Origin of the sequence: Acinetobacter sp. UBA6526, from assembly GCF_002434875.1 — a bacterium.
GTDB lineage: Bacteria > Pseudomonadota > Gammaproteobacteria > Pseudomonadales > Moraxellaceae > Acinetobacter > Acinetobacter venetianus.
Genome location: NZ_DJLC01000065.1, coordinates 1 through 26452, shown reverse-complemented (window position 1 = coordinate 26452; position 26452 = coordinate 1). Strand labels below are relative to the sequence as shown.

The 26452-nt window shown below is 40.1% G+C and carries 24 protein-coding genes and 1 pseudogene; 16 read left to right on the top strand and 9 right to left on the bottom strand.

Annotated elements, in window-relative coordinates:
• On the bottom strand, positions 1 to 395 hold a 395-nt coding region (locus B4237_RS04420; RefSeq protein WP_286941634.1), incomplete at its 3' end, for a GTP-binding protein.
• A gap of 175 nt (positions 396 to 570) precedes the next feature.
• Between B4237_RS04420 and B4237_RS04415 the strand changes: the two genes are divergently transcribed.
• The 5 genes from B4237_RS04415 (at position 571) to B4237_RS04395 (ending at position 6187) form a co-directional block, all read left to right on the top strand.
• Positions 571 to 1929: a uracil-xanthine permease family protein gene (locus B4237_RS04415; RefSeq protein WP_061396744.1), complete on the top strand. Its 1359-nt coding sequence runs from the start codon at positions 571 to 573 to the stop codon at positions 1927 to 1929.
• Positions 1930 to 1993: 64 nt separating this feature from the next.
• Positions 1994 to 3010, top strand: coding sequence for a methyltransferase (locus B4237_RS04410; protein WP_286941629.1), 1017 nt, complete (start codon positions 1994 to 1996; stop codon positions 3008 to 3010).
• Positions 3011 to 3086: 76 nt separating this feature from the next.
• Entirely contained in the window at positions 3087 to 4544 is a 1458-nt protein-coding gene (locus B4237_RS04405) for an amino acid permease (RefSeq protein WP_004877196.1), read from the top strand.
• Positions 4545 to 4818: 274 nt separating this feature from the next.
• Positions 4819 to 6024 carry an RtcB family protein gene (locus tag B4237_RS04400; protein ID WP_278595373.1) on the top strand — a complete coding sequence of 402 codons (1206 nt, stop codon included), beginning with the start codon at positions 4819 to 4821 and terminating at the stop codon, positions 6022 to 6024.
• A gap of 4 nt (positions 6025 to 6028) precedes the next feature.
• Positions 6029 to 6187 (top strand): hypothetical protein, encoded by a 159-nt coding sequence (locus tag B4237_RS04395; protein WP_004877198.1) that lies wholly within the window; start codon positions 6029 to 6031, stop codon positions 6185 to 6187.
• Positions 6188 to 6327: 140 nt separating this feature from the next.
• Here the strand turns inward: B4237_RS04395 and omp38 are convergent, their stop codons facing one another.
• Positions 6328 to 7362: an outer membrane protein Omp38 gene (gene omp38, locus B4237_RS04390; protein WP_278595374.1), complete on the bottom strand. Its 1035-nt coding sequence runs from the start codon at positions 7360 to 7362 to the stop codon at positions 6328 to 6330.
• Between the two features lie 387 nt (positions 7363 to 7749).
• Here omp38 and B4237_RS04385 point away from each other — a divergent pair, with 387 nt between their 5' ends.
• The 3 genes from B4237_RS04385 to B4237_RS04375 all read left to right on the top strand — a co-directional run bounded on the left by B4237_RS04385 (position 7750) and on the right by B4237_RS04375 (position 10113).
• Entirely contained in the window at positions 7750 to 8262 is a 513-nt protein-coding gene (locus tag B4237_RS04385; protein WP_278595375.1) for a GspH/FimT family protein, read from the top strand.
• A gap of 102 nt (positions 8263 to 8364) precedes the next feature.
• Positions 8365 to 9540, top strand: coding sequence for a thiolase family protein (locus B4237_RS04380; protein ID WP_278595376.1), 1176 nt, complete (start codon positions 8365 to 8367; stop codon positions 9538 to 9540).
• Between the two features lie 132 nt (positions 9541 to 9672).
• Complete coding sequence (locus B4237_RS04375) at positions 9673 to 10113, top strand: VOC family protein (RefSeq protein WP_278595377.1); 441 nt, start codon at positions 9673 to 9675, stop codon at positions 10111 to 10113.
• A 174-nt stretch (positions 10114 to 10287) separates the two neighbouring features.
• Here the strand turns inward: B4237_RS04375 and B4237_RS04370 are convergent, their stop codons facing one another.
• The 5 genes from B4237_RS04370 to B4237_RS04350 form a co-directional block, all read right to left on the bottom strand.
• Positions 10288 to 10773: a DUF934 domain-containing protein gene (locus tag B4237_RS04370; RefSeq protein WP_007482573.1), complete on the bottom strand. Its 486-nt coding sequence runs from the start codon at positions 10771 to 10773 to the stop codon at positions 10288 to 10290.
• Positions 10766 to 12409, bottom strand: coding sequence for a nitrite/sulfite reductase (locus B4237_RS04365; protein ID WP_278595378.1), 1644 nt, complete (start codon positions 12407 to 12409; stop codon positions 10766 to 10768). The genes B4237_RS04370 and B4237_RS04365 overlap by 8 nt, the downstream gene beginning before the upstream one ends.
• Before the next feature lie 221 nt (positions 12410 to 12630).
• Complete coding sequence (locus B4237_RS04360; protein WP_034605102.1) at positions 12631 to 15027, bottom strand: glucose/quinate/shikimate family membrane-bound PQQ-dependent dehydrogenase; 2397 nt, start codon at positions 15025 to 15027, stop codon at positions 12631 to 12633.
• A 137-nt stretch (positions 15028 to 15164) separates the two neighbouring features.
• Positions 15165 to 16385, bottom strand: coding sequence for a carbohydrate porin (locus B4237_RS04355; RefSeq protein ID WP_278595387.1), 1221 nt, complete (start codon positions 16383 to 16385; stop codon positions 15165 to 15167).
• A gap of 144 nt (positions 16386 to 16529) precedes the next feature.
• A complete protein-coding gene (locus tag B4237_RS04350) occupies positions 16530 to 17648 on the bottom strand; it encodes a CaiB/BaiF CoA transferase family protein (RefSeq protein WP_007482567.1) in 1119 nt (372 codons plus the stop codon).
• Positions 17649 to 17861: 213 nt separating this feature from the next.
• On the opposite strand from B4237_RS04350, the gene B4237_RS04345 reads away from it, so the two are divergent.
• The 8 genes from B4237_RS04345 to B4237_RS04310 all read left to right on the top strand — a co-directional run bounded on the left by B4237_RS04345 (position 17862) and on the right by B4237_RS04310 (position 25663).
• On the top strand, positions 17862 to 18875 hold the full coding sequence (locus tag B4237_RS04345) for an AraC family transcriptional regulator (protein ID WP_004877216.1): 1014 nt from the start codon (positions 17862 to 17864) through the stop codon (positions 18873 to 18875).
• Between the two features lie 94 nt (positions 18876 to 18969).
• Positions 18970 to 19446, top strand: a complete 477-nt coding sequence (locus tag B4237_RS04340; protein WP_278595388.1) for a GNAT family N-acetyltransferase — start codon at positions 18970 to 18972, stop codon at positions 19444 to 19446.
• A 167-nt stretch (positions 19447 to 19613) separates the two neighbouring features.
• On the top strand, positions 19614 to 20234 hold the full coding sequence (locus B4237_RS04335) for a hypothetical protein (RefSeq protein WP_061396750.1): 621 nt from the start codon (positions 19614 to 19616) through the stop codon (positions 20232 to 20234).
• A gap of 286 nt (positions 20235 to 20520) precedes the next feature.
• Complete coding sequence (locus B4237_RS04330) at positions 20521 to 21726, top strand: acetyl-CoA C-acetyltransferase (protein ID WP_004877220.1); 1206 nt, start codon at positions 20521 to 20523, stop codon at positions 21724 to 21726.
• Positions 21727 to 21736: 10 nt separating this feature from the next.
• Positions 21737 to 23872, top strand: coding sequence for a 3-hydroxyacyl-CoA dehydrogenase NAD-binding domain-containing protein (locus B4237_RS04325; RefSeq protein ID WP_286941614.1), 2136 nt, complete (start codon positions 21737 to 21739; stop codon positions 23870 to 23872).
• Between the two features lie 166 nt (positions 23873 to 24038).
• Positions 24039 to 24263, top strand: coding sequence for a hypothetical protein (locus B4237_RS04320; protein WP_061396754.1), 225 nt, complete (start codon positions 24039 to 24041; stop codon positions 24261 to 24263).
• Positions 24264 to 24329: 66 nt separating this feature from the next.
• A complete protein-coding gene (locus tag B4237_RS04315) occupies positions 24330 to 25184 on the top strand; it encodes a patatin-like phospholipase family protein (protein ID WP_061516746.1) in 855 nt (284 codons plus the stop codon).
• 248 nt (positions 25185 to 25432) lie between these two features.
• A complete protein-coding gene (locus tag B4237_RS04310) occupies positions 25433 to 25663 on the top strand; it encodes a hypothetical protein (protein WP_004877228.1) in 231 nt (76 codons plus the stop codon).
• Between the two features lie 18 nt (positions 25664 to 25681).
• Here B4237_RS04310 and B4237_RS04305 read toward each other — a convergent pair whose 3' ends face one another.
• A complete protein-coding gene (locus B4237_RS04305) occupies positions 25682 to 26113 on the bottom strand; it encodes a GNAT family N-acetyltransferase (protein WP_278595380.1) in 432 nt (143 codons plus the stop codon).
• Positions 26114 to 26122: 9 nt separating this feature from the next.
• A pseudogene (locus tag B4237_RS04300) lies at positions 26123 to 26452 on the bottom strand (methyltransferase); the annotation flags it as partial.

Here is a 26452-nt window from a genome sequence, read left to right as displayed (position 1 = left end):
ATAGGCTTCAAACCACGAGCAAATGCTTTTTGAGTTACAAAGCGAGTTTGTGGCATTGGACCTTCTTGTGAGTCAACAAGAAGTAATACACAGTCAACCATCGACATTACACGTTCCACTTCACCACCGAAGTCGGCGTGTCCTGGGGTGTCGACGATGTTGATACGGTATTCAGTATCAGTACGTTTATCTAACCATTTAATTGCCGTGTTTTTTGCAAGAATGGTAATACCACGTTCACTTTCAAGCGCATTCGAGTCCATGACACGCTCAATCTCGCCTGCACGGTCACCCAAAGCACCAGATTGTTGAAGTAATTTATCGACAAGCGTGGTTTTACCGTGGTCGACGTGCGCAATAATTGCGATATTGCGGAGATTCTTAATATCAGACATAGAATTCGATACGCTTAAAATTTGAGGGCAGATTATACAGAAAAACACTACACTTTAGTAGTGACAGTTTATTGACATGTGACTTTTTTTCTGACGAAACGTTACAGAATCGTTGGTAAAGTAGACTAACTCTATTAGAATATTCCACTAATGCTTATCGCTTTTTCAAACTCCCATGTCAAATTCTCAACCTCAGCAACAGCTCGACTTAGTTTACGGACTGAATGATCGACCGAAACCTTTTGTTGCATTTTTAGCTGCACTTCAACATCTTCTCGCGATTTTAGTACCAATCGTTACTCCTGGATTATTGATCTGTTTAGCGCTTGGCGTCTCTCGTGAAGATACCAATATGATCCTCTCAATGTCTTTGATCATTTCAGGGATTGCGACATTTTTACAATGTAAGAAAGTCGGTCCTTTCGGAGCAGGTTTACTGATTGTTCAAGGTACAAGCTTCAACTTTATTGGCCCGATCATCGGTATTGGGAGTGCAATGGTTGCTGCGGGAACGCCCGTAGAACAAGTTATGGCTGCTATTTTTGGCGTTGTGATTGCAGGCTCATTCATTGAAATGGGGGTTTCTCGTATTTTACCTTGGGTAAAAAAGCTGATTACCCCGTTAGTCACAGGAATAGTCGTTCTGCTCATCGGTTTAACATTGATTAAAGAAGGCTTAATTAGCATGGGTGGTGGTTACACTGCAATGCAAGACAATACCTTTGCTAATGCAGACAACCTGATCATGTCATGTACGGTTCTTGGGATCATCATTCTACTCAATCGTATTCGTATTATTTGGGTGAAAAGTTCAGCAATTTTAATTGCTTTAGTGATTGGCTATATCCTCGCTGGGTTTATGGGACATTTGAACTTTTCAGTATTGAATGAAGCACCTTTAATTCAAATCCCAACGCCTATGCATTTTGGTTTAAGCTTCTCTTGGAGTTTGTTTATTCCAATGGCATTCATCTATCTCGTTACCTCTTTGGAAGCGATCGGTGATGTGACTGCAACCAGTAAAATTTCAAACCAACCTGTTGATGGTCCTATTTGGATGCAACGTATTAAAGGTGGTGTTCTAGTTAATGGCGCCAACTCATTCCTTGCTGGTATTTTTAATACTTTCCCAAGCTCTGTGTTTGCACAAAATAATGGTGTGATTCAACTCACAGGCGTAGCTAGTCGTTATGTCGGTATTTGGATAGCAGTACTTTTAGTTATTTTAGGCTTATTCCCTGCTGTTGCTGCCGTGATTCAGGCAGTGCCGCAAGCCGTATTAGGTGGTGCAGTGATGGTGATGTTTGGTGCCGTTGCAGCTTCTGGGATTAATATCCTTTCAAGTATCCACCTAGATCGTCGTGCTTTGCTTATTATTGCAATTTCACTTGCGCTCGGCTTAGGTGTTGCACAAGTTCCTCAGATCCTTGAGCATTTACCTGAATTATTCAAAAATATTTTTAGCTCGGGTGTCGCAACAGGCGGTATTGCAGCTTTGATTTTGAATATTGTTTTACCTGAAACACACAAGTAGTCATCTAATAAATGATCATTGCCCAGTTTAGCAACTGGGCTTTGTTTTTGATGAGAGATCAATAATGGATCCACGTAGTGAAGTTGTCTTGAGACAACAAGATTATTTAAACGGGCAAGTTTTACTGATCAATGCCCCAAATGATCAACTCGCCAAAAATTTACCAACTCAAGTACAAGCATCTGTTTGGACTTGGAATTATGCTGATCACCAAAGCTTTTTAAGCTCAGGAATTGATTCAAGCTTTTCAGTGGAATTTCCTCAATCTAACTTTGATCAAGTCGTTATTTTCGTTCCAAAATCAAAAGAACTCCTCAGCTATATTTTGCATGTTGTGGTGAGCCATTTAACCATTGGTCAAAATATTTTTCTTGTCGGTGAGAAAAAAGGGGGGGTGGAACGCGCAGCAAAACAACTGCAACCCTATGGGAAAACGCTAAAGTTAGATAGCGCACGTCACTGTCAATTATGGCAATTAAAAATAGAAAAAGCTGAGCAACTTAAACCACTTGAACAATGGTTAAAAACATATACAGTTCAAGTGAACCAAGATCAGTTAGAAATCTGTGCACTACCAGGTGTGTTTAGTCAAGCGCATTTGGATGTCGGAACAGCCATATTACTTCCTTACCTATCACAAGTAAAATCAGGTAAGATTGCCGACTTTGGTTGCGGCGCTGGCGTTATCAGCAGCTTTTTAGCCAAATTAAATCCAGAGCAACATATTTTTGCGCTTGATGTTGATGCATTTGCATTACGATCAACTGAGATGACTTTCAAACGAAATGGCTTGGATTTAGCTCAGTTACATCTACAAGCTGTCACAGGTTTAAAAGATGCACCTAGAGAGTTGGATGCGATTGTGAGCAATCCTCCATTTCATCAAGGGATTCATACCAATTACGATGCAAGTGAAGAACTCTGTCAGCTTGCAAAATCCCACCTGAAAAGCTCAGGTGAGTTATGGATCGTGGCGAATCGTTTTTTAAACTACCCGCCTCTCATTGAGCAAAGTTTTGGTCAATGTATGATAAAAACCGATCAACAAGGATTTAAGGTACTCTTCGCGAGTGCTAAATAGGGTCAATTGACATGTTCGTCTACCCTACAACCTATGAGAAGTGTCAATAGACCCTTATAAAGTTTAAGGAATTTTTATGAGCGATACATCTGCTCCCCAACACCTTCAGCGCAAGCTCGGGGCTCGCCACCTCAATATGATTGCGATTGGTGGATCGATCGGTACAGGTTTATTCCTTGCATCAGGTTCAACTATTGCGACTGCAGGTCCTGGCGGTGCATTACTCGCCTATGCACTAATTGGTATCATGATTTATTTCTTGATGACTAGCTTGGGTGAACTTGCAACACATAACCCAAGTTCAGGTGCATTCTTTACCTATGGTAGCCGGTATGTTGAAGAAGGCTTTGGCTTCGCCTTAGGATGGAATTACTGGTACAACTGGGCAATTACCGTTGCATTTGAATTAGTTGCAGTTCAATTTATTATGAAGTTCTGGTTCCCAGAAATTTCTGGCTTTTATTGGAGTGCGCTGTTCCTTGCCGTGATTTTTGGCATCAATGCAATGACCGTCAAAGGTTTTGGTGAAAGTGAATTCTGGTTCTCGATGATTAAAGTGATCGCGATCATTGTCTTCATTATTATTGGTATCGCCATGATCGCAAAAATCATGCTAACACCAGATGCATCAGTATTTACGAATTGGACTAAAGGTGACGCGCCGTTTGTTGGTGGTTTACAGGCCATGATCGGTGTTGCCATGATTGCTGGGTTCTCATTCCAAGGTACCGAAATGGTTGGGGTTGCAGCAGGTGAATCAAAAGATCCGAAGAAAACAATTCCTCTTGCGATTAAACAAATTTTCTGGCGTATTTTATTATTCTACATCCTGTGTATCTTCATCATTGGCACCTTGATTAGCTATGACAACCCACTGTTGTTACATGCTGCAGAAAGTGAAAATATCGCACTTTCACCTTTCACATTACTTTATGAGAAAGCTGGATTTGCATTTGCTGCTGGCCTAATGAATGCCGTGATTCTAAGTGCAATTTTATCCGCGGGTAATTCAGGCATGTACTCATCAACACGTATGTTGTTTGATATGGCAAAAGAAGGTCGTGCGCCAAAATGGTTCTCACAGCTTGATCGTCGTGGTGTACCAATGAATGCACTTTACGCAACAACGGCTGTCGCTGCACTCTGCTTTTTAACCACTTTTATTGGTGAGCAACAAGTGTTTAACTGGTTGCTGAACATGTCAGGTATGTGTGGATTTATCGTTTGGCTTGGTATTGCAATTTCACACTACCGTTTCCGTAAAGGTTATCTTGCTCAGGGTCATAAACTTGATGACCTTGCCTATCGCGCAAAGTTCTTTCCTTTTGCACCATGGTTCGCATTTATTCTTTGTTCTATCATTATCTTAGGTCAAAATTATGAAGCTGTTCTAGGTGGAAAAGTGGATTGGATAGGCTTACTTTCAACCTATATCAGCATTCCATTATTCTTGGTGATATGGCTAGGGTATAAATGGAAACATAAAACCAAACTGATTGCCTACAAAGACATGAATGTTAAAGAAGGCGAATAAAAATCAGGTAAAAACTTGACCTAATTTGAAATATGCGTAAAATTCACGCTCATATTTCAACGGCACACTTATACATTGTATAAGTATTTAAGAAAACAGGAGGATGACACGATGCTATTACTACAGGAAAACACACTTTAGATTTGGCACTGTCATCTCACGGACAAGTGACAAATCTTACGATCACTTGTCCGAGTGCCTACTTAAGCCTAGCATTCGCTAGGTTTTTTTATGCCTATTCGGACGGAAGAATTAAAATGACCGAGATAAGAAAATGGGCATACAAAAAATACTCAATGCGAATGCACAATATGGTGTACCAGTAAAAATATTCACCAATGACATTGATCAAGAAAGCATTGAACAACTCAAAAAAATGGCGCAGCTACAGTTTATACATTCACATATCGCAGTAATGCCAGATGTACATGTCGGCAAAGGTGCGACTGTTGGTAGTGTCATTCCGACCAAGCATGCGATTATCCCTGCCGCTGTCGGTGTGGATATTGGCTGTGGAATGAACGCAATTCGGCTGAATTTAAAAGCTTCGCAACTACCCGACAATTTAGCGCCATTGAGACATGCAATTGAGCGCAAAGTTCCTGTAGGTTTTGAGTTGCACAAACAAATCAAGGCAAAAGCCTCAAGTGTTATTCCACTGGAAAAGCGATTGCAACCAATCATTAAAAAGCATCCTGGACTTGTTAGAATGCTCAGAAAATTTGATGCTACATGGCAAAAACAACTGGGTACTTTAGGAGGCGGTAATCACTTTATCGAACTCTGTCTGGATGAAAACCAAGATGTCTGGATCATGCTGCATTCTGGTAGTCGTGGTTTAGGGAATGTGATTGGGACTTATTTTATCGAACTAGCAAAGAAAGAAGCGCAGCATCGGTTTGGACATGTTCCAGACAAAGATCTGAGCTACTTTGCTGAGGGTTCAGCCAGTTTCAATGATTATGTTGAAGCGGTGGAATGGGCACAAAACTATGCTTTTGAGAATCGTCGGGAAATGATGCGCCTCATTTTAGAAGCGATTCGACCACTCCTGCCGCCATTTCAAATGACCAAAGAAGCAATTAACTGCCATCATAATTATGTCAGTCGTGAACATCATTTTGGTGAAGACTTACTGATCACACGAAAAGGTGCAATTCGCGCAGGCAGAGATGAGTTAGGAATTATTCCTGGTTCCATGGGAGCTCGCTCTTATATTGTGAAGGGCAAAGCAAATCCAGAGTCTTTTTGCTCATGTTCACATGGTGCAGGAAGAAAAATGAGTCGTAGTAAAGCCAAATTACTCTTTAGCCAAGATGATTTGATTCATCAGACTCAAGGCATTGAATGCCGTAAAGATAGTGGTGTTATTGATGAAATCCCAAGTGCATATAAAGATATTGATCAAGTCATGGCAAACCAATCAGATTTAGTCGAAATCTTGCACACCCTTAAACAAATTTTATGCATTAAAGGTTAATGATATGAAACTTAAAGAGATGCCAAAAATCAAAGCTCGCAACCCTGTTGCAGTATCCCCTTTGTTAAAAAAAGGTGGAATACATGAAAGTGAAAAACCACGAGCACAGCATCGTAGAGATCGACAACAGGCAAAACAACAACTCAACAAAGGTATTTGGTAATTAAAATATTACCTTAAATACATCAATTAAATTAAGGAGAAAGCAAATGAATATATCTTGTCAAACCAACAATATAGCAACAAAAAAAGCGACTCAATTGAGTCGCTTTTTTATGTCATTTAAAACTCAAATTATTGAGCTTATTGACCTGGTTGTACAAGAACAGTACGGCTACCAGTGATCGCAGCGAATACGCGACGGTTCATAGCACGACCTTCTTTAGTTTTGTTGTCAGCAATCGGTTGATCCCAAGCGAAACCTTGAGTAGACAAACGAGAAGCATCAACGTTGTATTCGTTTACAAGAGCTGATTTAACAGAGTTAGCACGAGCTAATGATAAACGTTCGTTTAACTTACGTGGACCAGTGTTATCTGTGTGACCTTCGATACGCGCAGTCGCATTCGGGTACTCAGATAATTTCTCAGCTACTTTAGCAATTTCAGACTTGTACTGTGGCTTGATGTCTGACTTGTTAGTATCAAAGAATACACGAAGTTCCATGTTAAGGTCTTCAGTTAACTCTTGTGGTTGTGGAGCAACTGGAGTTGGTTCAACTGGAGCAACTTCTACTACTGGAGCAGCAGGCTTCAAGTGACCACCAAGAACTACGTTTAAACCAGCAAGAGCTGTATAGTTCCAGAAGTCTTCATCGATGTTATAAGTACCACGAGCTTCAGTACGAAGAGATAAAGCATCATTTAAGCGCCAGAAAGCACCAAAACCAGCATTACCTAAAGTACCTTCTTCTTTATCACCACGAACACCACGATTCACATCATCAAAAGTATACTTATAATGACCAGCACCTAATAGTACGTAAGGCTTGATTTTGCTATCGTAGTTTTTAGTGATTAAATCAGAAGTAACATAGAAGTTACCATTGATTTGCTGTTGTTTATATTCAGCGTTAGGATTAACTGCGTCAACATCACCCTTCACTTGGTTGTATTCAGCTTCGAAACCTAACCAAGGCGTTAACTCAACACCTAGAGCAGCACCAACGAATAAATCGTCTTGAAGCTCAGGACCATATGTCAAGTTTTCATTGCTATTGTTGTGCTTAGAATCTTGAAATGTGTAACCAAGCATTAATGGCGTTACTGTAATACCCGCATTAGCAGCAGCTAAAGGAGCAGCAACAAGCATAGCAAGTGCAATACGACTCAATTTCATGGATATCCTCCAGAGATAACAATTGTTTGTTGTTCAAGCTTAGCCTATGATTTTTGGCCCCATAAACACAGAAGTGTTCACAGTATTATTTTTAAGCTATTCACTTCACTTTGAATCATACAAACACTTGATGAATTTTCCAAGTGCTTGATAACTTTAACCTCGTAAATTATTGACAAAATTTCTTACAATTTCCGTTGTAGTTCAGTAAATTTTGATTCGCAATGAAAATTTGAATAGCTTATTGTTCGCTCACTTCAAGTTTAGCAGCATTTTTTACATGAAGTAATCGTTAGTTTTTCTAATACTAAACTTAATTTAATAAATACAGTAATTACTTAACACTTTGTTAATAAAAAAATTACAGAAATGCATATAGGTCATATTATGTTTAAAACTTTAGGTTTCACAATGAGTGAAGCCATCATCACCATTGCCATTATTTCTATAATTGCAGCAATTGGAACACCCTACTTTAACAATATGCTCATCTCAAATGAAGTAAATCAGATCAAGAAAATTCTCACAATTTATATACAAAAAGCTAAATCTGATGCTCAAATTCATCATAAAAATGTGACTTTGTGTGCAAGTACAGATCTCATAACATGCAGTAATGATTGGAGTCGAGGTTTTATTGGCTTTTTTGATGACAACCGAAATCGGACACGAGAACGTTCAGAACAAATTTTATATGCCAACACAATACCATCAAAATATGGAACATTAGACTGGAGAGGAACACTAAGGGTTAACTCAGTCACCTTTCAAGGAGATACGGGGTTACCAAGAGGTTCAAATGGTAGCTTTTTCTATTGTATGAATAACTCAAATAATCATTTAAAAATTATTTTAAGCAATATGGGACAAATCCGCAGCGAAATGGTTTCGACTTGCTAAAAAACTCTACAGTCCAACCAGAAAAAAACCAAAACTCGTATTTTTGACTATACTGCATAGGTTTTGAACATTCTCTACAAATTATAAATCTGGAGACACATAATGACTGATATCATAATTGTTAATGGTGCTCGTACTGCAATGGGCGGCTTCCAAGGCGCTTTATCAAGTGCAACAGCACCTGAACTTGGTGCAATCACAATTAAAGAAGCAATTACACGTGCTGGTCTACAACCAACTGACGTTGAAGAAGTGATCATGGGTTGTGTGTTACCAGCAGGTTTAAAGCAAGGTCCAGCACGTCAAGCAATGCGTAAAGCTGGCTTACCAGATTCAACAGGTGCTGTAACAATTAACAAGCTTTGTGGTTCAGGTATGAAAGCTGTTATGCAAGCGTCAGACATGATCAAAGCAGGTAGTGCTGAAATTGTTGTTGCAGGCGGCATGGAATCAATGACTAATGCTCCTTACGTTTTGCCTAAAGCGCGTGCGGGCTATCGCATGGGTCATGGTGAAATTAAAGATCATATGTTCTTTGATGGTCTTGAAGATGCAGAGACAGGTCGTTTGATGGGTTCATTTGCACAAGATATGGCGAATAAACGTAGCTATACACGTGAGCAAATGGATGATTTTGCTATTCGCTCTTTGCAACGTGCTCAAAAAGCAATTACTGAAGGCTACTTTAAAGATGAAATCGTTCCAGTCACTCTTTCGACACGCAAAGGTGATGTTGTTGTTGATCAAGACGAACAACCTTTGAATGCAAAAATTGATAAAATTCCAAGTTTGAAACCTGCATTTGCAAAAGACGGTACAATTACCGCTGCAAATGCAAGCTCCATTTCTGATGGTGCTTCTGCACTTGTACTTACTTCAGCAGATGTTGCTTCTGCACGTGGCTTACAACCTTTAGCAAAAATCATCGCTACGGCTTCTAACTCTCAACACCCTTCTGAATTCACAATTGCTCCTGTTGGTGCGATTGAGAAAGTATTGAAGAAAGCAGGTTGGGATGCGCAAGAAGTTGATCTTTGGGAAATCAATGAAGCTTTTGCTATGGTTACAATGTGCCCGATTGATGATTTCAAATTAGATGCTGAAAAAGTGAATATCAATGGCGGGGCTTGTGCATTAGGTCACCCTGTCGGATCAACGGGTTCACGCATTATTTTGACACTGATCCATGCACTTAAACGTACAGGTGGTAAGAAAGGTGTTGCTGCGCTTTGTATCGGCGGTGGTGAAGCGACTGCTGTTGCAATCGAATTGATCTAAGATTTATTGCTTTATGAAAAATCCTGCCCCGTGCAGGATTTTTTGTGCTTAATAATTACAAAAAATAATTCACCTATTGTTCAAATAGAGCTACGTTATGCACTGTATAAAAAAACAACAAGGAGCTTTAAAATGCAACTTAATCACTATCTAAACTTTAAAGGTCAAACAGAACAAGCTTTTATTTTTTATCAATCCGTTTTTGGTGGTGAATTTGCGATGCTCACTCGTTACGCGGATATGCCGCCAACAGAAGGAGTGACATTATCTGAGGCTGATAAAAGTTTAATTTTACATGTCTCTTTACCAATCAACGAATATACCGTGTTAATGGGTTCAGATGTAAATGACCAATTCTGCGCTCCAAATAGCAGCTTTATTCAAGGAAATAATCACTATATTTCAATTAATATTGAAGATGATGAAATGGAAGCACGCCGCCTATTCAATCAATTATCTGTGGGCGGACATATTGAAATGCAATTAGAAAAAACATTTTGGGGGGCGCTATACGGTGCATTTACAGATCAATTTGGCATCAAATGGATGGTGAATTGTCAATTAGATGAATAAGGCTAAAAGATTATAGCTAAATGCTAATACGAACTAATAGATAGAAGAAATTCTCATATTAAGTTGAGTTTTTATGATCAGTTATTCTAAATGGTTTGATTTATTTACGACTAGGAAAAATATAGCTCCATAAAAAGCTGAACCTAGGTTCAGCTTTTTATTACAAAAAAATTTCTAAGCGCCTGTTTGGTAGCTTGCTTGCGGTACAGCGGTAGAAGCTTGATAAGGATTGGTAAAGTCCTGAAGCCCAGCAGCAGCCTCTTGAATATCCTTACCCTCTTTCACCACAAAAGTATCAAAGCCAGAACGTTTTAAATAATTTAGAACGTCCTTAAAAATATCACCGACTGCACGCAACTCGCCTTGGTAGCCTTGACGACGTAACAATGCTGCAAATGAATATCCTCGACCATCATTAAAACCAGCAAATTCGATAAAAATTGCATCGAATGCATCTAATGGAAACTGATGAGTCTCAGGAGAATCATTGACTGTAATATAGAGCGCTTTTTTACCTTGCACATTTGGTAATTGATCAAGCTGTGCTGTTGTTAAAACCACATCACCCGCTGGAACAACACCATCTTCAGCAATCACTTGATAGGTATTATCTGCAATTGTGCCATCTTTAAAAAGCACTTGTAGCGTTGTATTAAGCATAAGCACGCTCCTTAAATGGCTGAATGCCGACACGGCGATAGGTATCAATAAAACGCTCACCGTCATTACGTAAATCAAGATAAGTATTTAAAATTTCTTCGATTACATCTGGCACGGCATCAGCAGCAAAAGATGGGCCTAAAATATCACCTAAAGACGCATCATGATCCGCATGTCCACCTAAGGTAATTTGATAGAATTCTGCACCTTTTTTATCAACACCAAGAATACCAATATTCCCTACATGGTGATGACCACAAGCATTCATACAGCCTGAAATATTCAGGTCGAGCTCGCCAAGATTATAGATCGTATCTAAATCATCAAAACGACGGCTAATCGCTTCTGAAATTGGAATTGATTTCGCATTTGCCAATGAACAGAAATCACCGCCCGGACAGCAAATAATATCGGTAATAAAACCAATATGCGCACGCGCCATATTGTGATGTTCAAGCGTTTGCCACAATTCAAATAAATCTTTTTGTGGAACATCCACTAATGAAATATTTTGTTCATGCGTAGTACGGAACTCACCAAAGGTGTATTTATCTGCTAAGTCAGCAATTAAATTCATTTCCTCAGTGGTCATATCCCCTGGTGCAACACCTGCACGTTTCAAAGAAATCGTCACAATACGATAACCTTTAACTTTATGTGCATCGGTATTCACATTAAACCATTGTTTGAATTTAGGATGTTCAGCAAACAAAGTCGTGAAATCTTGATCTTCTAAATCTTGATAATCAAATGGCGTAAATTCTTCATCCAATTTTTTCAAGATTTCTGGTTGAATTTTCAATGCTTCACGTGTGTGTTCAAATTCAGCTTCAACCTTTTGTGCAAATACTTCAGGCGTAAGTGCTTTGACTAAAATCTTGATACGCGCTTTATATTTATTGTCTCGGCGACCATGTAAATTATAGACACGTAAAGTTGCTTCTAAATAGGCAATCAAATCTTCGCGTGGTAAAAATTCACGAATTACACTACCAATAATTGGGGTACGACCAAGCCCACCACCAGCCATGATTTTATAACCGATTTCACCAGCGTCATTACGCACGATATAAACACCAATATCATGGAATGCTGTCGCGGCACGATCTTTTTCTTCTAGAGCAGAAACCGCGATTTTGAACTTACGTGGTAAGAACGCAAATTCAGGGTGGAATGTACTCCACTGACGAATCAGCTCACATGTTGGACGTGGATCAGCAATTTCACCTGCAACCACACCTGCAAACTGGTCAGTGGTTGTATTACGGATACAGTTACCAGAAGTCTGTACAGCGTGCATTTGAACCATTGCCAATTCAGCAAGGATATCAGGTACATTTTCTAATGCTGGCCAGTTCAACTGAATATTTTGGCGTGTTGAAACGTGCGCATAACCGCGATCATATTCAGTCGCAATCTCAGCAATTTTTCTGAGTTGTTTTGTATTCATTAAGCCATACGGCACAGCGATACGAAGCATCGGCGCGTAACGTTGCACGTATAAACCATTTTGCAAACGTAATGGACGATATTCGTCTTCGGTCAATTTTCCTGCTAAATAGCGTTCTGTTTGATCGCGAAACTGAGCAACACGTTGGTTGATCAGCTGCTGATCGAAGTCAGTATATAAATACATGGCGTATGGCTAGTAAATTCATTATAAAGAGGGCTAGCATAGCGAGCTTTTATTCATCAATAAAATGCTTTTTTTGCATATTTAATAACGGTTTTATTGATAAGCTTATTAAAGGCTATAAAAAGAAAAAGCCCAGATAAATCTGGACTTTTAACCTTCCCTAACCTCTCTTTATAAAAGAGGGGAACTCCTCCCTTTATGAAAGGGAGGTTGGGAGGGGTTTAAGGTAAAGCATAAGCGACGAGATAGTCACCCATCTTAGTACCGAATGAGCCATGCCCACCTGCCATGATCACGACATATTGTTTACCATTGGCTTCATAAGTCATTGGTGTTGCTTGTCCACCTGCAGGTAAACGTGCTTCCCATAACTTATCGCCATTTGAAACATTAAATGCACGAATGTAGTTATCTTGGGTTGCACCCACGAACATCACATTACCCGCAGTTGAAATCGATCCACCAAGACCTGGTACACCAATTTTTACAGGTGGCAATTGGAACAATTGTGGCAAGCTGTCTCGAATCGTACCAATACGTTTTTTCCAGACCACTTCATGCGTTTTTAAGTCCACACCAGCAACAAAGCCCCATCCAGGTTGTTTACATGGTAAGCCGAATGGTGAAAGGAATGGACTAATATCAACACCATAAGGTGTACCATACATTGGTTGCATGCCCTGTTCAGTACCTGCACCACGTGCAACTGGCTCACGGTTTGGATCAGCAGGAATCAAACGACTCACGAACGGTAAGCCAATCGGATTCATAACTGCGACCTGACGATCAGCATTCACAGACATACCGCCCCACTCGAACACACCTAAGTTCCCAGGGAACACGAGGGTGCCATTTTCAGAAGGTGGTGTATAAATGCCATCGTAATTCAAACGTTTAAACTTCACCCGACACATTAACTGGTCAAACATTGTGGCACCCCACATGTCTTTATCTGTCAATTTATCTTTAGGCGCTAAGTTAAAATCAGAGAATGGTTGAGTTTTTGAATAGAACTCACCTTTAGTCTGCGGACCCCATTTTACAGTTTGTGGAACTGGCTTCTCAGTAATCGGAACAATTGGCTGGCCATTACGACGGTCTAATACAAAAGCATTCCCCGTTTTGGTTAAGACATAAATCGCTGGAACAGTTTGACCTGATTTATCTTGGACATCTGCTAATGAAGGTTGTGATGGTACATCCATATCCCACAAATCATGATGTGTGGTTTGGAAATGCCAAACAAGCTTACCAGTCGTTGCATTGATCGCTAGCATTGAGTTGGCATAACGTTCTTTTAACTCAGTACGATCTCCACCCCAAATATCAGGCGTACCGACACCTGTTGGAACATAAACGATATCTAGTTTTGAATCATAGGCAAGTGGTGCCCATGCGTTTGGTGAGTTATGCACAAATGTTGTGTCTTGACCTGGCATTGCATTTGGATCAGCGGCACCAGTATCGAATACCCATAGCAATTTACCAGTATTCACGTCATAACCACGAATCACGCCCGATGGCTCTTTATTCGAATGGTTATCAGTAACCGAACCTGCAATGACCACTGTAGTACCTGATACAACACCCGGAGATGTCGGGTTATAGCCACCTGGATAAGCATATGGCATGAATTCTTGTAAATTCACTTCACCATTTTGCCCAAAATCAGAACATGCTTTACCTGTATCAGCATTGACCGCAACTAAACGACCATCATTCACAGGAACGAATACTTTGCGTGGACATTCAGCAGAGCTAGACTTTTTCGCTTGTAAACTTGTAGCAAATTCAGTGGTATTCGCTGCATCGTAGTACATCACGCCACGACAAGTTAAATGCTGGAAGGTTTTATCCGTTTTGAGTTTTGGATCAAAACGCCATTTTTCTTTACCTGTTGCAGGATCAAGTGCAATCAAATGTTGATGTGGGGTACACATATACATATTGTTGCCAATCTTGATCGGTGTCACCTGATTGGTTGTTTCGCCTGAATCATTTTCAGTTCGGAAATCACCTGTACGGAATGTCCAAGCCACTTTCAAATCTTTGACGTTTTTGTCATTAATTTGAGTCAATGGAGAATAACGCTCTCCACCTTGGCTACGACCATAAGCAGGCCAATCTTCAGGCGCAACGCCATCGACTGCTTTTGCTTGTTCAGGTTGAGGCGTTTCGATTACACCGTTAATTTCTTGTGGATCATTAAAGATTGAATACACCATCACGACGATCGCAATTGCTAACGTAGATGATAGTGCAACTTTACTTGAACCTAGCTTATCAATACCACGCGTTACAGCAGGTACTAATAACCACAAGCCCAAAACACCTAAAACATCAAGGCGTGGAGCAAGTGCCCAGAAGTCCGTTCCAACTTCCCAAACACCCCAAATCACACTCCCTAACATTAACGCAGCATAGACCCATAATGGGCCAGATGCGCGCTTATAAAGTTGTACTGCTACAATCAGTAGCAACACACCAGCAATTACATAATAATAAGACCCGCCAATTGTCGCGAGCCAGACACCGCCAATGAGCAAGAACAATGCAATCAGGCCAATAATAATGACCGTCAATGTTCTAAGCCCAGATTTTGAAGCAGATTGATTCATAAGATCACCTTGCATCTTTTGATTTTAGATCCATGAAAAGGACAAAACCTTTCAATGGTCGAATTCAATTCATCAAGGAAACTTTGCAGATGTAATCTTATGCATTGACTAAATGTGCAAAGTTTCTCAACTTTTAGTTAGAAAATAGTTTGAAACTTAATCCCACCAACCCACGTTTTATCGCCATTTTTCAATGCACCAACATGATGGACATATTGAATATTTGGACGAATCGTCAGCCAGTTGGTTGCATGGACGCCGTAATACAACTCAGTGTTATATTCTTCATCCAAAAGATTGTTGTTTTTATCATTGGCATGAATACGGGCCACACCTAGAGCAAGTTCATCTTGCGGGCGTTGATCAAGTAAGCCTTTGTAGGCCAAACCAACATTTTGCATGTCTTTAACAGCATTGGTTTTTGAATCATGTACTGTGACATTGACAAAACCAGTTAAACCACGATCAGATTGACCATTATGTTGAGTTAACTGCTGCTTGGCTGAGAACCAACCACCTTGTTTGTGCCCTGTTTTACTTGGATTTTCGATTTCAGTTGCATCAGCTGTACTGTAGTAATAGCCAAAACGATATTCACCTGGGAGAGAAAGTGCGCCTAGTTTTGGAGTCCATACAACTTCAGCAGGAATAATTGCCCCACGAGAACCATCAGTACTCAGGTTAAAACCTTTACCGCGCTGTAAATTTTCAGGATTGTATTCATAAGCCCCGATTTGTGCATAAAGATCAGGTTGGAGGTTGTACTTAACACGTAATGCCCACTGACTCACAGGCCAGTTATACCATTGATCACCAACCCAGTTCCCGACTTGAGAACCACATAAAGCTAAGTTTTGGAAATCACAGTCAAAACTATTAAAGTCTTCACCTTCACCAAAACGACCCACTTTAATATCTAAGGCTTGATCTAAAAATTTCTTTTTGATCCAGAGATCCGTGAGGCGCCATGTTTGACCACGTCCCCAAACTTCTTGTACTGAACTCAGATGCCCTTGCAGACCATCTGCTGTTTGAGAAAGTGATTGACCATCACGATAGGTAATCGTGATCTGAGCTTCTGTATCTTGCCAACCTAAAATTTTGTTTAGATCAAGATGTGTACCTAAAGCCAATTGTCCAGTATATTCACTGCCATGACTTGAATGCTGTTTAGAATCTAAAACCCCTGCAAACTCACCCGTGTAATCCGCAGAAAATTTATAACCCTGTTCTTGCAACGCAGTGCGTTGACCGTTCCAATCCCCAAACAGCCATTGACCATTTGGGTCAAAAGCTTCGGCTGCTTGAGTTTGTTGTGCGAAAAGACTCAATGATAGAACGGATAAACAAGAAACAATCAATGATTTAGAGATTGTCATGTTTACGTAACCTTTTATGTTTTTGTATATAAAAGGTTACTCCGATTTTGAAATTACAATTTATTCAAAATGTTAATGATCTGTACAATATGTTAACAATCAGTGATTGAATGCACATATTTTCTACCATTTGCCCTCACCCAAGCCTTGCCCTATAAATGCATAGTTCATTTTCGAACGAGAAAACTTGATTGGACATGCAAGCTGCGGTTCAGTTTGCTCTGCATTTTCAGACAATGGAACATCTACCACCCAGCCACGTTGATCAGCAATTGGTGATACTAATGCTTCATCAAGACTAAGTACTGGCTCAACACAAATGTCTAGATTTTGGAATAGCTGTTGCCATGCTGCAAAATCTTGGGTCTTAAATTTCTCCTGCAATGCCTGCTTAACGGCTTGACGATCTTCAGGATCAAAGGATGCACCTTTTGCCAGCAGAATCGGTAAGTCTAATGCTGCTGCTAAACCCGCCATAAATTGTGGCTCTAAACTGCCTACTGAAAAATAGCGACCGTCTTTGGTTTCATAATAATCATAGAAACTCGCACCATTCAGCATACCTTGTTCTGGTGCTTGAGGTGTCTGTCCAGCAAGACTGGCAGAAGCAGCCATGCTATTTAAGCTCGCCACACAATCTGTCATCGAAATATCAATATATTGACCCATACCACTACGTTGGCGCTCTACAACTGCTGCCAAAATTCCAATCACGGCATGTAAAGAACCTCCTGCAACATCTGCGATTTGAATCCCTAATGGAGGTGGTCCACTATCCTGACGACCGCTATGCCCAGAGACACCAGCAAGCGCAAGATAATTAATGTCATGCCCTGCTCGATCTTTGTATGCCCCTGTTTGACCATAACCCGTAATCGAGCAATAAATTAATCTCGGATTAATCTCAGCTAAAGTTTCATAATCCAAACCTAAACGGCGCATCACATCTGGTCGGAATTGCTCAACCACAATATCAAATTCAGAGATTTTATTTTTCAGCAACTCAATATTGGCTGCATCTTTAAGATCCAATGCAATCGACTGTTTATTTCTGTTTAAATAGCTATGTGCAGTGGCCTGACCATTCGCATAGGGTGGCATAATCCTTACTAAATCAGGACGAGTCGGTGACTCAATATGGATAACTTCTGCACCCATGTCTGCTAGATACATACTCGCAAATGGGCCAGGTAATAAAGTTGAAAAATCTAGGACTTTCAATCCCTTTAAAGCAGATGGCATAATAATTTTTACTCAATTTGTTCAAATTTTCTTTTATACTAGGTTTGGATAAACACAAAAACAATGTCATGTTCAGCCATTTACCTTGATAGTTTCGGCAATTTAACATGTACAGAATGAGCAATTATTTTTCTTGTCAATTGCCCAATTTGATATTTTAGACGGTTATTTAGGTCAATTATCGTGAACAGTAAAGAAACTGAAGGATTCAATATGAGCCGTGATACGATCAGCATCCACTTCGTGAATGCGGCTTTAACAGGTGTTAAGCGCCTAGGCATGGACGTTGAAACATTACTTTCACATGTCGGTATAGAAGCAGAATTACTGCGCCAACCTAAAGCTCGAATCTCCCCTGAGCAATACACTCGCTTTGTAAAAATGTTATGGATGGTCACCCAAGATGAGCACGTTGGCTTTGATGTCCAACCGCGTCGTCTAGGTACATTCGCAATCATGTGTCAGTTGATTATTCATTCCAAGACACTTGGACAAGCACTTGAGCTTTCATCTCAATTCTACAAATTGTTTGGAGACGAATGGTCTGTCAGTTTAGAACGCGATAAGCATGAAGCTCGTTTGGTTCCTCATATTCCAAAAGCACTCGACCCAGATCATTTCATTACTGAAAGTATGCTGATGATTTGGCATGGTCTTGCTTCATGGTTAATTGAGCGTCGATTACCTTTAGAACGGGTTCATTTTGGCTATGAACGCCCAAACCACGCCGATGAATATGATGCACTGTTCTTTGCGCCAGTAATGCAATTTGATGCGCCACGTACAGAAATTACCTTTGCTGCAGATTATCTCGACTTACCAATTCGCCAAGATGAAAACACTTTAGAAGAGTTTCTCAAAGCTGCACCAGCGCAATTGTTAGTGAAATTCAAAAATACCAATTCATTAACATCGCGTATTCGTGATGTATTGAAAAGTCAAATTGGCGAAGAAATGCCAACACTTAATGATGTTGCATCCATGCTTTATCTTTCACCCCAGACTTTACGTCGTCGCTTAGCAGCAGAAGGTAAAAGCTATCAAGGTGTCAAAGATGCCTTGCGTCGTGACGCAGCAATTCACTTATTACTTACACCGAATCTTACGCTTGAAGATGTTGCTCAACAGGTTGGATTTAGTGAAACCAGCACCTTCCACCGTGCATTTAAAAAATGGACAGGTGTAACACCTGGTTTATATCGTCAATTGCATGGGCACCATAATTAATGTGTTCTATACAAGTGTTCAACTTTTAAGAGTTGAACACTGCTTTTTAAATATGGTAATAATCAAGTATTAATTTAAAATTAGCTTGAACATGATGATCATTAAAAAAGGTGATTTTTCTCACCCTCAAGTACAGAACTTAATTCGTATCCATTTAAATGGAATGCATAAAAACACTCCTATTGAAAATAGCTTTGCTCTAGACATTAGTCACCTACAAAAAGAGAATATTAGTTTTTATACCCTTTGGCATGATGATGAACTACTTGGCTGCGGTGCGATCCAAGAACTTTCACCCATGCATGCTGAAATCAAATCAATGCGAACACATCCAAATCATTTACGTAAAGGCATTGCATCAGAGCTTCTCAAATATTTTCTAAAAATATCCAAACAACGGAATTATAAGAAAGTAAGTCTAGAAACGGGAAAAGGTGCTCATTTTGAAGCAGCAATCCATCTCTATCAAAAATTTGGTTTTATTAAAGGTAAAGCATTTGCTGAATACACCGAATCAGAGCACAATCAATTTTTTCATTTGAGCCTAATCAATGAAGAACTAAAAATTTAATCTGCTTATATCATAACTATCCAAAATATTAATTTCCTTAAAGACTTTCCGATATCTTATTTGTAGATTCATTCCAATAACTCTAATATAACTTAAACTAACAGCATCAAAACCAGCTCTAACAAATGCAATTTAGCTTTTATTTTAAATATTTATGGGGAAATCGTATGAAATTTTCTATGGTGTTTACGGCTTTATTATTAGCAGCATGTACACATTCATTACATGCAAAAACCATATCTGCTGAGAAAGCCAATAAATCAGCCACTCCTCCCGTGATCAACATTTCAGGTCAACAACTTCGCGTCAAAGATACAATTAATAGTGTCACCAAGCGTTTTGGAAAACCTGTATCCACAGCAGATTATGGTGATATGTTCCACTATGTATATGCAACTCAAGATGAAAGATACGCCATACATGTTTATAGTGAAGATGGCAAAGTGGTTGATCAATATCGTGTTCAAGGTATCGACTGGGACAAACCTCTAGACAGTTATAAAAAAGACAATGTCAACATGGTATTCGATGGCCGTACTGTCGTATTAGGTGATGATATCCAACATACAGGAAGAACTTTTTCTAATGCTTGTCTTGTATTTGGAGCAGATGTTTATATGTTCGCTGACCGTGGTGACTACACCGTAAATGCAATCTTTGAGAGAAATAAAAATAGCGTAGGCGATCTCTACACCAATGTACTCGAAATTGGTTCACTCGGTCTTGGTTGGCAAGATGATCCGAACCAATGGTGCATTCCGTTAAAAGACTATAAAGCTGAAAGCTAATACAATTAAATTTAGAGTCTTAGCTGATTAATTAAGATCATCAACTAAAATTCTATATCCCCCAATTAATATCATTTTATTAGATTGATTTCTAATGAGATAAATCATCTTCACTAAAATCAGAGTAGTTGATTCGAGCTTTTTATTTCTTTCATCTTGCAGCTAAAGAGCAATCTGAACAATTGGCGAAAAACATCAAACTTGCCAACGTTTATCATCATTGCACTAGCACTTAAATTGAGTACACTCGATAAACAACAATTTTAAGGTGATACAAGGAAAACCTATGAGCGAGGCCTACATTATTGATGCCATTCGCACGCCACGCGGAAAAGGAAAAAAAGACGGCTCACTTCATGAAGTAAAACCAATTACTTTACTCACTTCATTACTGAATGAATTACAACAACGCCATCAACTCGACACATCGAAAGTTGATGACATCGTATTAGGCTGTGTAACACCTGTTGCAGACCAAGGTGGTGATATTGCAAAAACTGCTGCAATTGCCGCGGGTTGGAATGATGATGTAGCAGGGGTACAAATCAATCGATTCTGCGCATCTGGCTTAGAAGCGGTAAACTTGGCAGCACAAAAAGTACGTTCAGGTTGGGAAGACGTTGTCGTTGCTGGTGGCGTAGAGTCAATGTCACGTATTCCAATGGGTTCAGATGGCGGTCCTTGGGCACTTGACCCTGAAACCAATTTAAAATCTTCATTTGTTCCACAAGGCGTTGGCGCAGATCTTATTGCAACGTTGGATGGTTATAGCCGTGCAGATGTCGATGCATTTGCTGTCGGCTCACAACAAAAAGCCGCTGCTGCTCAAGCAAATGGTTATTTCGATAAATCAGTCGTGCCTGTAAAAGATCACTCAGGTGTTATGATTTTAGAAAAAGATGAATTTATTAAAGGCAATACCACTGTTGAAGGTTTAGCAAAGTTAAATGCGAGCTTTGAAATGATGGGACAAATGGGCTTTGATGCAGTTGCATTACAAAAGTACCCTGAAGCTCAAAAAATCAATCATGTGCATCACGCGGGTAACTCGTCAGGTATCGTGGATGGCGCTGCGGTTGTACTACTTGCTTCTGAAAAAGCGGTCAAAGAACAAGGTCTAAAACCACGCGCCAAAGTACTCGCTACAGCATTGGTCGGTACAGATCCAACCATTATGTTAACAGGTCCTGCCCCCGCTGCTCGCAAGGCATTGGCTAAAGCTGGTTTAACAATTGATGATATTGATCTTTTTGAAGTGAATGAAGCATTTGCTGCTGTAGTCATGCGTTTCATCAATGAACTTAAAGTTCCTGCTGAGAAAGTCAATGTAAATGGTGGTGCAATTGCAATGGGTCATCCATTAGGTGCGACAGGGGCGATGATTTTAGGAACTTTACTTGATGAGTTAGAACGCCAAGGTAAAAAACGCGGTCTAGCAACATTATGTGTCGGTGGTGGTATGGGTATCGCTACCATTATCGAGTTGGTGTAAGGAGCACAACATGAGCGCTATTAAATACGAAAAAAACGCTGACAATATTGTAATTCTTACCCTTGATTCATCTGGTCAATCTGCAAATACTATGAATGCAGAGTTCCGCGATTCACTCGATGAAGTCAGTCAAAAATTAAAGGCTGAAACTGAACTGAAAGGCATTATTTTCCGTTCTGCCAAGAAAACCTTTTTTGCAGGCGGTGACTTGGATGAACTGATTCAAGTACAACCTGAACATGCGACTGAGTTCTTCAAAATGATTGAAAAACTCAAAGGTGACTTACGTACGATTGAGACTTTAGGTGTGCCAGTTGTTGCAGCTTTAAACGGTACTGCGCTTGGCGGTGGCTGGGAAATCGCTTTAGGTTGTCATTATCGTATTGCCATCAATGATCCGAAAACCAAATTTGGTTTACCTGAAGTAACTTTAGGCTTGCTTCCAGGCGGTGGTGGTATCGTGCGTATGGTACGTTTGCTTGGTCTACAAAATGCATTTCCCTTCTTGATGGAAGGAAAGCAATTTGGTGTCGATAAAGCAAAATCGCTTGGTTTAGTACATGACACGGCTGAAAATGAACAAGAGCTTTTAGATAAAGCGATTGCTTGGGTGAAAGCCAATCCAAAATCTCAACAGCCATTTGATGTCAAAGGTTATAAGATTCCAGGTGGTGATCCAAAAACGCCTGCGGTGGCTCAAGTACTTGCAATTGCTCCAGCGATGCTACGTGACAAAACCAAAGGTTGCTATCCTGCTCCTGAAGCGATCATGGCTGCCGCGGTTGAAGGTGCGCAAGTCGATGTGGATACCGCTTTACGTATCGAGTCACGCTACTTCACTCAACTGACTGTGGGGCAAGTATCGAAGAACATGATCGGTACATTCTGGCATGGTCTAAATGCAATTAAATCAGGCGCAAGTCGCCCTGCTGATGTTGCAAAATGGCAAGCAACAAAAGTCGGTGTATTGGGTGCAGGAATGATGGGTGCTGGGATTGCTTATTCAACGGCAATCAAAGGCATTCCTGTTGTTCTGAAAGATGTCTCAGTTGAAAATGCAGAAAAAGGCAAAGCGTATTCACAAAAGCTCCTTGATAAGCGTGTTTCGCAAGGTCGAATGTCAGCTGAAAAACGCGATCAAGTCTTAGCACTAATTACTGCAACCGCAGATGCGGCTGACCTACAAGGCTGTGACTTAATCATCGAAGCAGTATTTGAGAATCAAGAACTCAAAGCCAAGGTGACTCAAGAAGCTGAACAGTATTTAGCTGAGGGTGGAATCTTTGCATCGAACACCTCTACTCTGCCAATTACGGGTTTAGCAACGGCAAGTAAAGATGCACAGAATTTTATTGGCCTGCATTTCTTTAGCCCAGTCGACAAAATGCAATTGGTCGAAATCATCAAAGGTAAAGAGACTTCTGCCGAAACATTGGCTAAAGCCTATGACTTTGTACAGCAAATTGCTAAAACGCCAATCGTAGTCAATGACAGCCGTGGCTTCTTCACCAGTCGCGTATTCGGAACCTTTATTCAAGAAGGTATGCGTCTTCTTGCTGAGGGCGTGCATCCAGCGAAAATCGAAATGGCTGCACTCAAAGCAGGTATGCCTGTAGGTCCATTGGCAATTCAAGATGAAGTCTCTTTAACGTTGACCGAGCATGTTGCAGGAGAAACACGAAAAGCACTTCAAGCAGAAGGTAAAGATTTACCACAAACACCTGTGGATGAAGTGGTTCACACCATGATTCATGAGCTGAATCGTAAAGGTAAAGCAGCAGGTGCTGGTTTCTATGATTATCCTGAAAATGGTAAAAAACATTTATGGGATGGTCTAAGCCGTTGGACAAAAGCCAATGATATTTCTGAACAAGATATGATTGACCGTTTCTTGTTTGTTCAAGCACTCGATACTTTACGCTGCTATGAAGAAGGTGTTTTAGAGTCAGTGATTGATGCCAATGTTGGTTCTATTTTTGGGATCGGTTTTGCACCGTGGACAGGTGGAGCGATTCAGTTCCTCAATCAAAATGGTATCGAGCAATCACTTCAGCGCTCAGAAGAGCTTGCTGCTAAATATGGTGAACGTTTTAAGGCACCAAATTTATTGAAAGAGAAAGCACAGCAAAAAACTGTGATTCAATAATCTTGATTCACTAAAGCCCGTTAAGGCCCGTATGGAACTCCTTGTCTGTACGGGCTTTTTATTCTCTCGACAAAATCACAGCAAAACATCTGAGTAATACATCACAATTTATGCTATAAATATACTCAATTAAGCTTTATTTTTTCGCATCTTTTGGGAATTTCTTATGTCTGAAAAACTCTGTCCTGAAACATCTCCTTGGGGCTGGAAAGCACTCATCATCACTTGTGTTTTAAGCTTTTTATTTATGGTGATTTTCTATTTGGCGATCAACAATGAGCCAGATTATATGCCAATGAACCAAAAGAAAGCCGTAACTCCAGCTGAAATGTCTCAATCCTCTATGCCAATGGAAATGGACAACGCTGAAGGACATCAACACAATCACTAAAGTGTTATTGTCGAACATGATAAATCCGTGTTAAACAGGGATTTATCATGTTATTCGAGATTTTCAATGCTTCAACAAAATCGTCAGGCACTGGTCGTTGAAGGCGGTGGAATGCGTGGTGCATTTACCAGCGGTGTCTTAGATGCATTTTTGCAGCAACAGTTTAACCCCTTCGATCTGTGTGTCGGTGTTTCTTCTGGTTCAACCAATCTCGCCAATTACTTAGCTGCACAACAAGGTCGCACGCTACAAATCTATTTAGATCACTCGCTTCGTTCCGAATTTATCCAATACGGTCGCTTTTTTAAAGGTGGTGACTTACTGGATTTAAAATGGATGTGGGATGTCGTTGAAAAAGAACATCCGCTAAATCAAAGTCATTTATTTGCCAATCATCCTGAATTCTATATGGTGCTTACTCATGCTATTTCAGGCGAAGCCACCTATATCAAAGCGTCAAAAGACAATATCTTAGAAGGTTTAAGAGCATCAAGCTCAATACCTGTATTGACTCGTCAAGCTGTTGAAGTCTTTGGTGAACCTTATTTTGATGGTGGTGTAGCAGATGCCCTTCCCATCCACTGGGCTGCTCAACAAAACAATGTTTCAAAGCTTATGGTGTTGCGTACACGACCAAAAAGCTACTTCAAAGCAAGCAGCAAAGGTGATCAATTCCTAGCAAAATATATGTTTAAACAGCAACGAGGATTTGCTCAGAGCCTATTAGCACGGACTCAACGTTATAATGACTCGGTAGAATTTGTACGTTCGACATCACAACCAAAAATCTTAGAAGTATGCCCTCCTGATCTCAAAAATATGGCGGGCCGTCTCTCAAAGAATAAAGCCAAAATCCGTTATAGCTATGATGTTGGAATAGAAACAGGGCTTAAAGCAATTGAGCAGTGGAAGCTGCTTTAATCAAATAATCAAGCCGTCAATCTCAGCAATGTTGACGGCTTCTCATTCAAATTCCGTAAACATTCATAACCAATCACTTCAATATTTTCAAATCAATCACTTCAACTCAATCAAAAATATAAATCATGAAAATGCACTCAAACACAGGATAAAACCATATAATATTTATGGTTTTCTGAGCATTGCTCAGTTCTTTATTTTTGTTATTACAATGCAAAATTTAATTTTTTTATTTTTGGATATTTTTTATGAGTGATCGCTCAAATTCTCACAAAGATTCTAACGAAACTGTTTTAGGCTGGAAATTTGTCATCATCGTTGGTGTACTCAGCACCATTTTTTTAAGCTTTTTCTATTTAGCAATGACGCAAGAACCTGACTATATGCCGGGCGCGCAACGTAAAGCACAACAAGAAAAAGAACTGGCTCAACATGCATCTGCTGCATCAGAAGTTGTTGAGCAAAATCAGCAAAAATAAGTTGATCGAATGATTCACTTATAAACTGTGAAGACCAATCGGCATCACCATTTCAATATGAGAGATGCCGCACTCATCATATTCATCGCCTTGTATGCCAAAGCCAAGCTTTTCATAAAATGAAATTGCATGAACTTGTGACGATAGCTGTAAGCTTGTTCGTTTTTGAGCCTGAGCGTAAGCAATAATCTCCAACATAATCAATCGACCTATGCCCTGACCACGGTAAGGTTTGAGCACGGCAACACGTCCTACACTATTGTTTGCTAATAGCCGAGCCGTCGCGATCGGTTGGTTTTGGTCATAAACGACAAAGTGCTGAGAAATTGCATCTTGATCATCCCACTCATCTTGTTCAGGAATGTTTTGTTCAGAAATAAAGACCAATTCCCGAATGAGTTTTGCATCCTGCTGTAATTGATCCCACGAACCCTGTTTAACGCTGAACATATTTCTCTCTTAGCATTTACAGCCGATATTCTCGATTGGCATTTGATCTTGCAACAATAGTTCTAAGCTTTGCTTTTGAATGCCATACATTTCCTTTAACGCTTGAATCTGCTGCATAATTTTTGTATCAGGCTGCTGAATATCTTTACGCTTGGTTGCTAAAATCATTTTATTCTTACTGGTGTGTTCTAAAGAAACAAACTCAAAAACTTTGGTTTCATAGCCATAGGCTTTCAACAATAACGCTCTCAACGTATCTGTAAGCATCTCGGCTTGCTGCCCCGCATGGATACCAAATTGCAGCATCGGTTGTAATACCTCTGGGCTTTTCAACTGCGG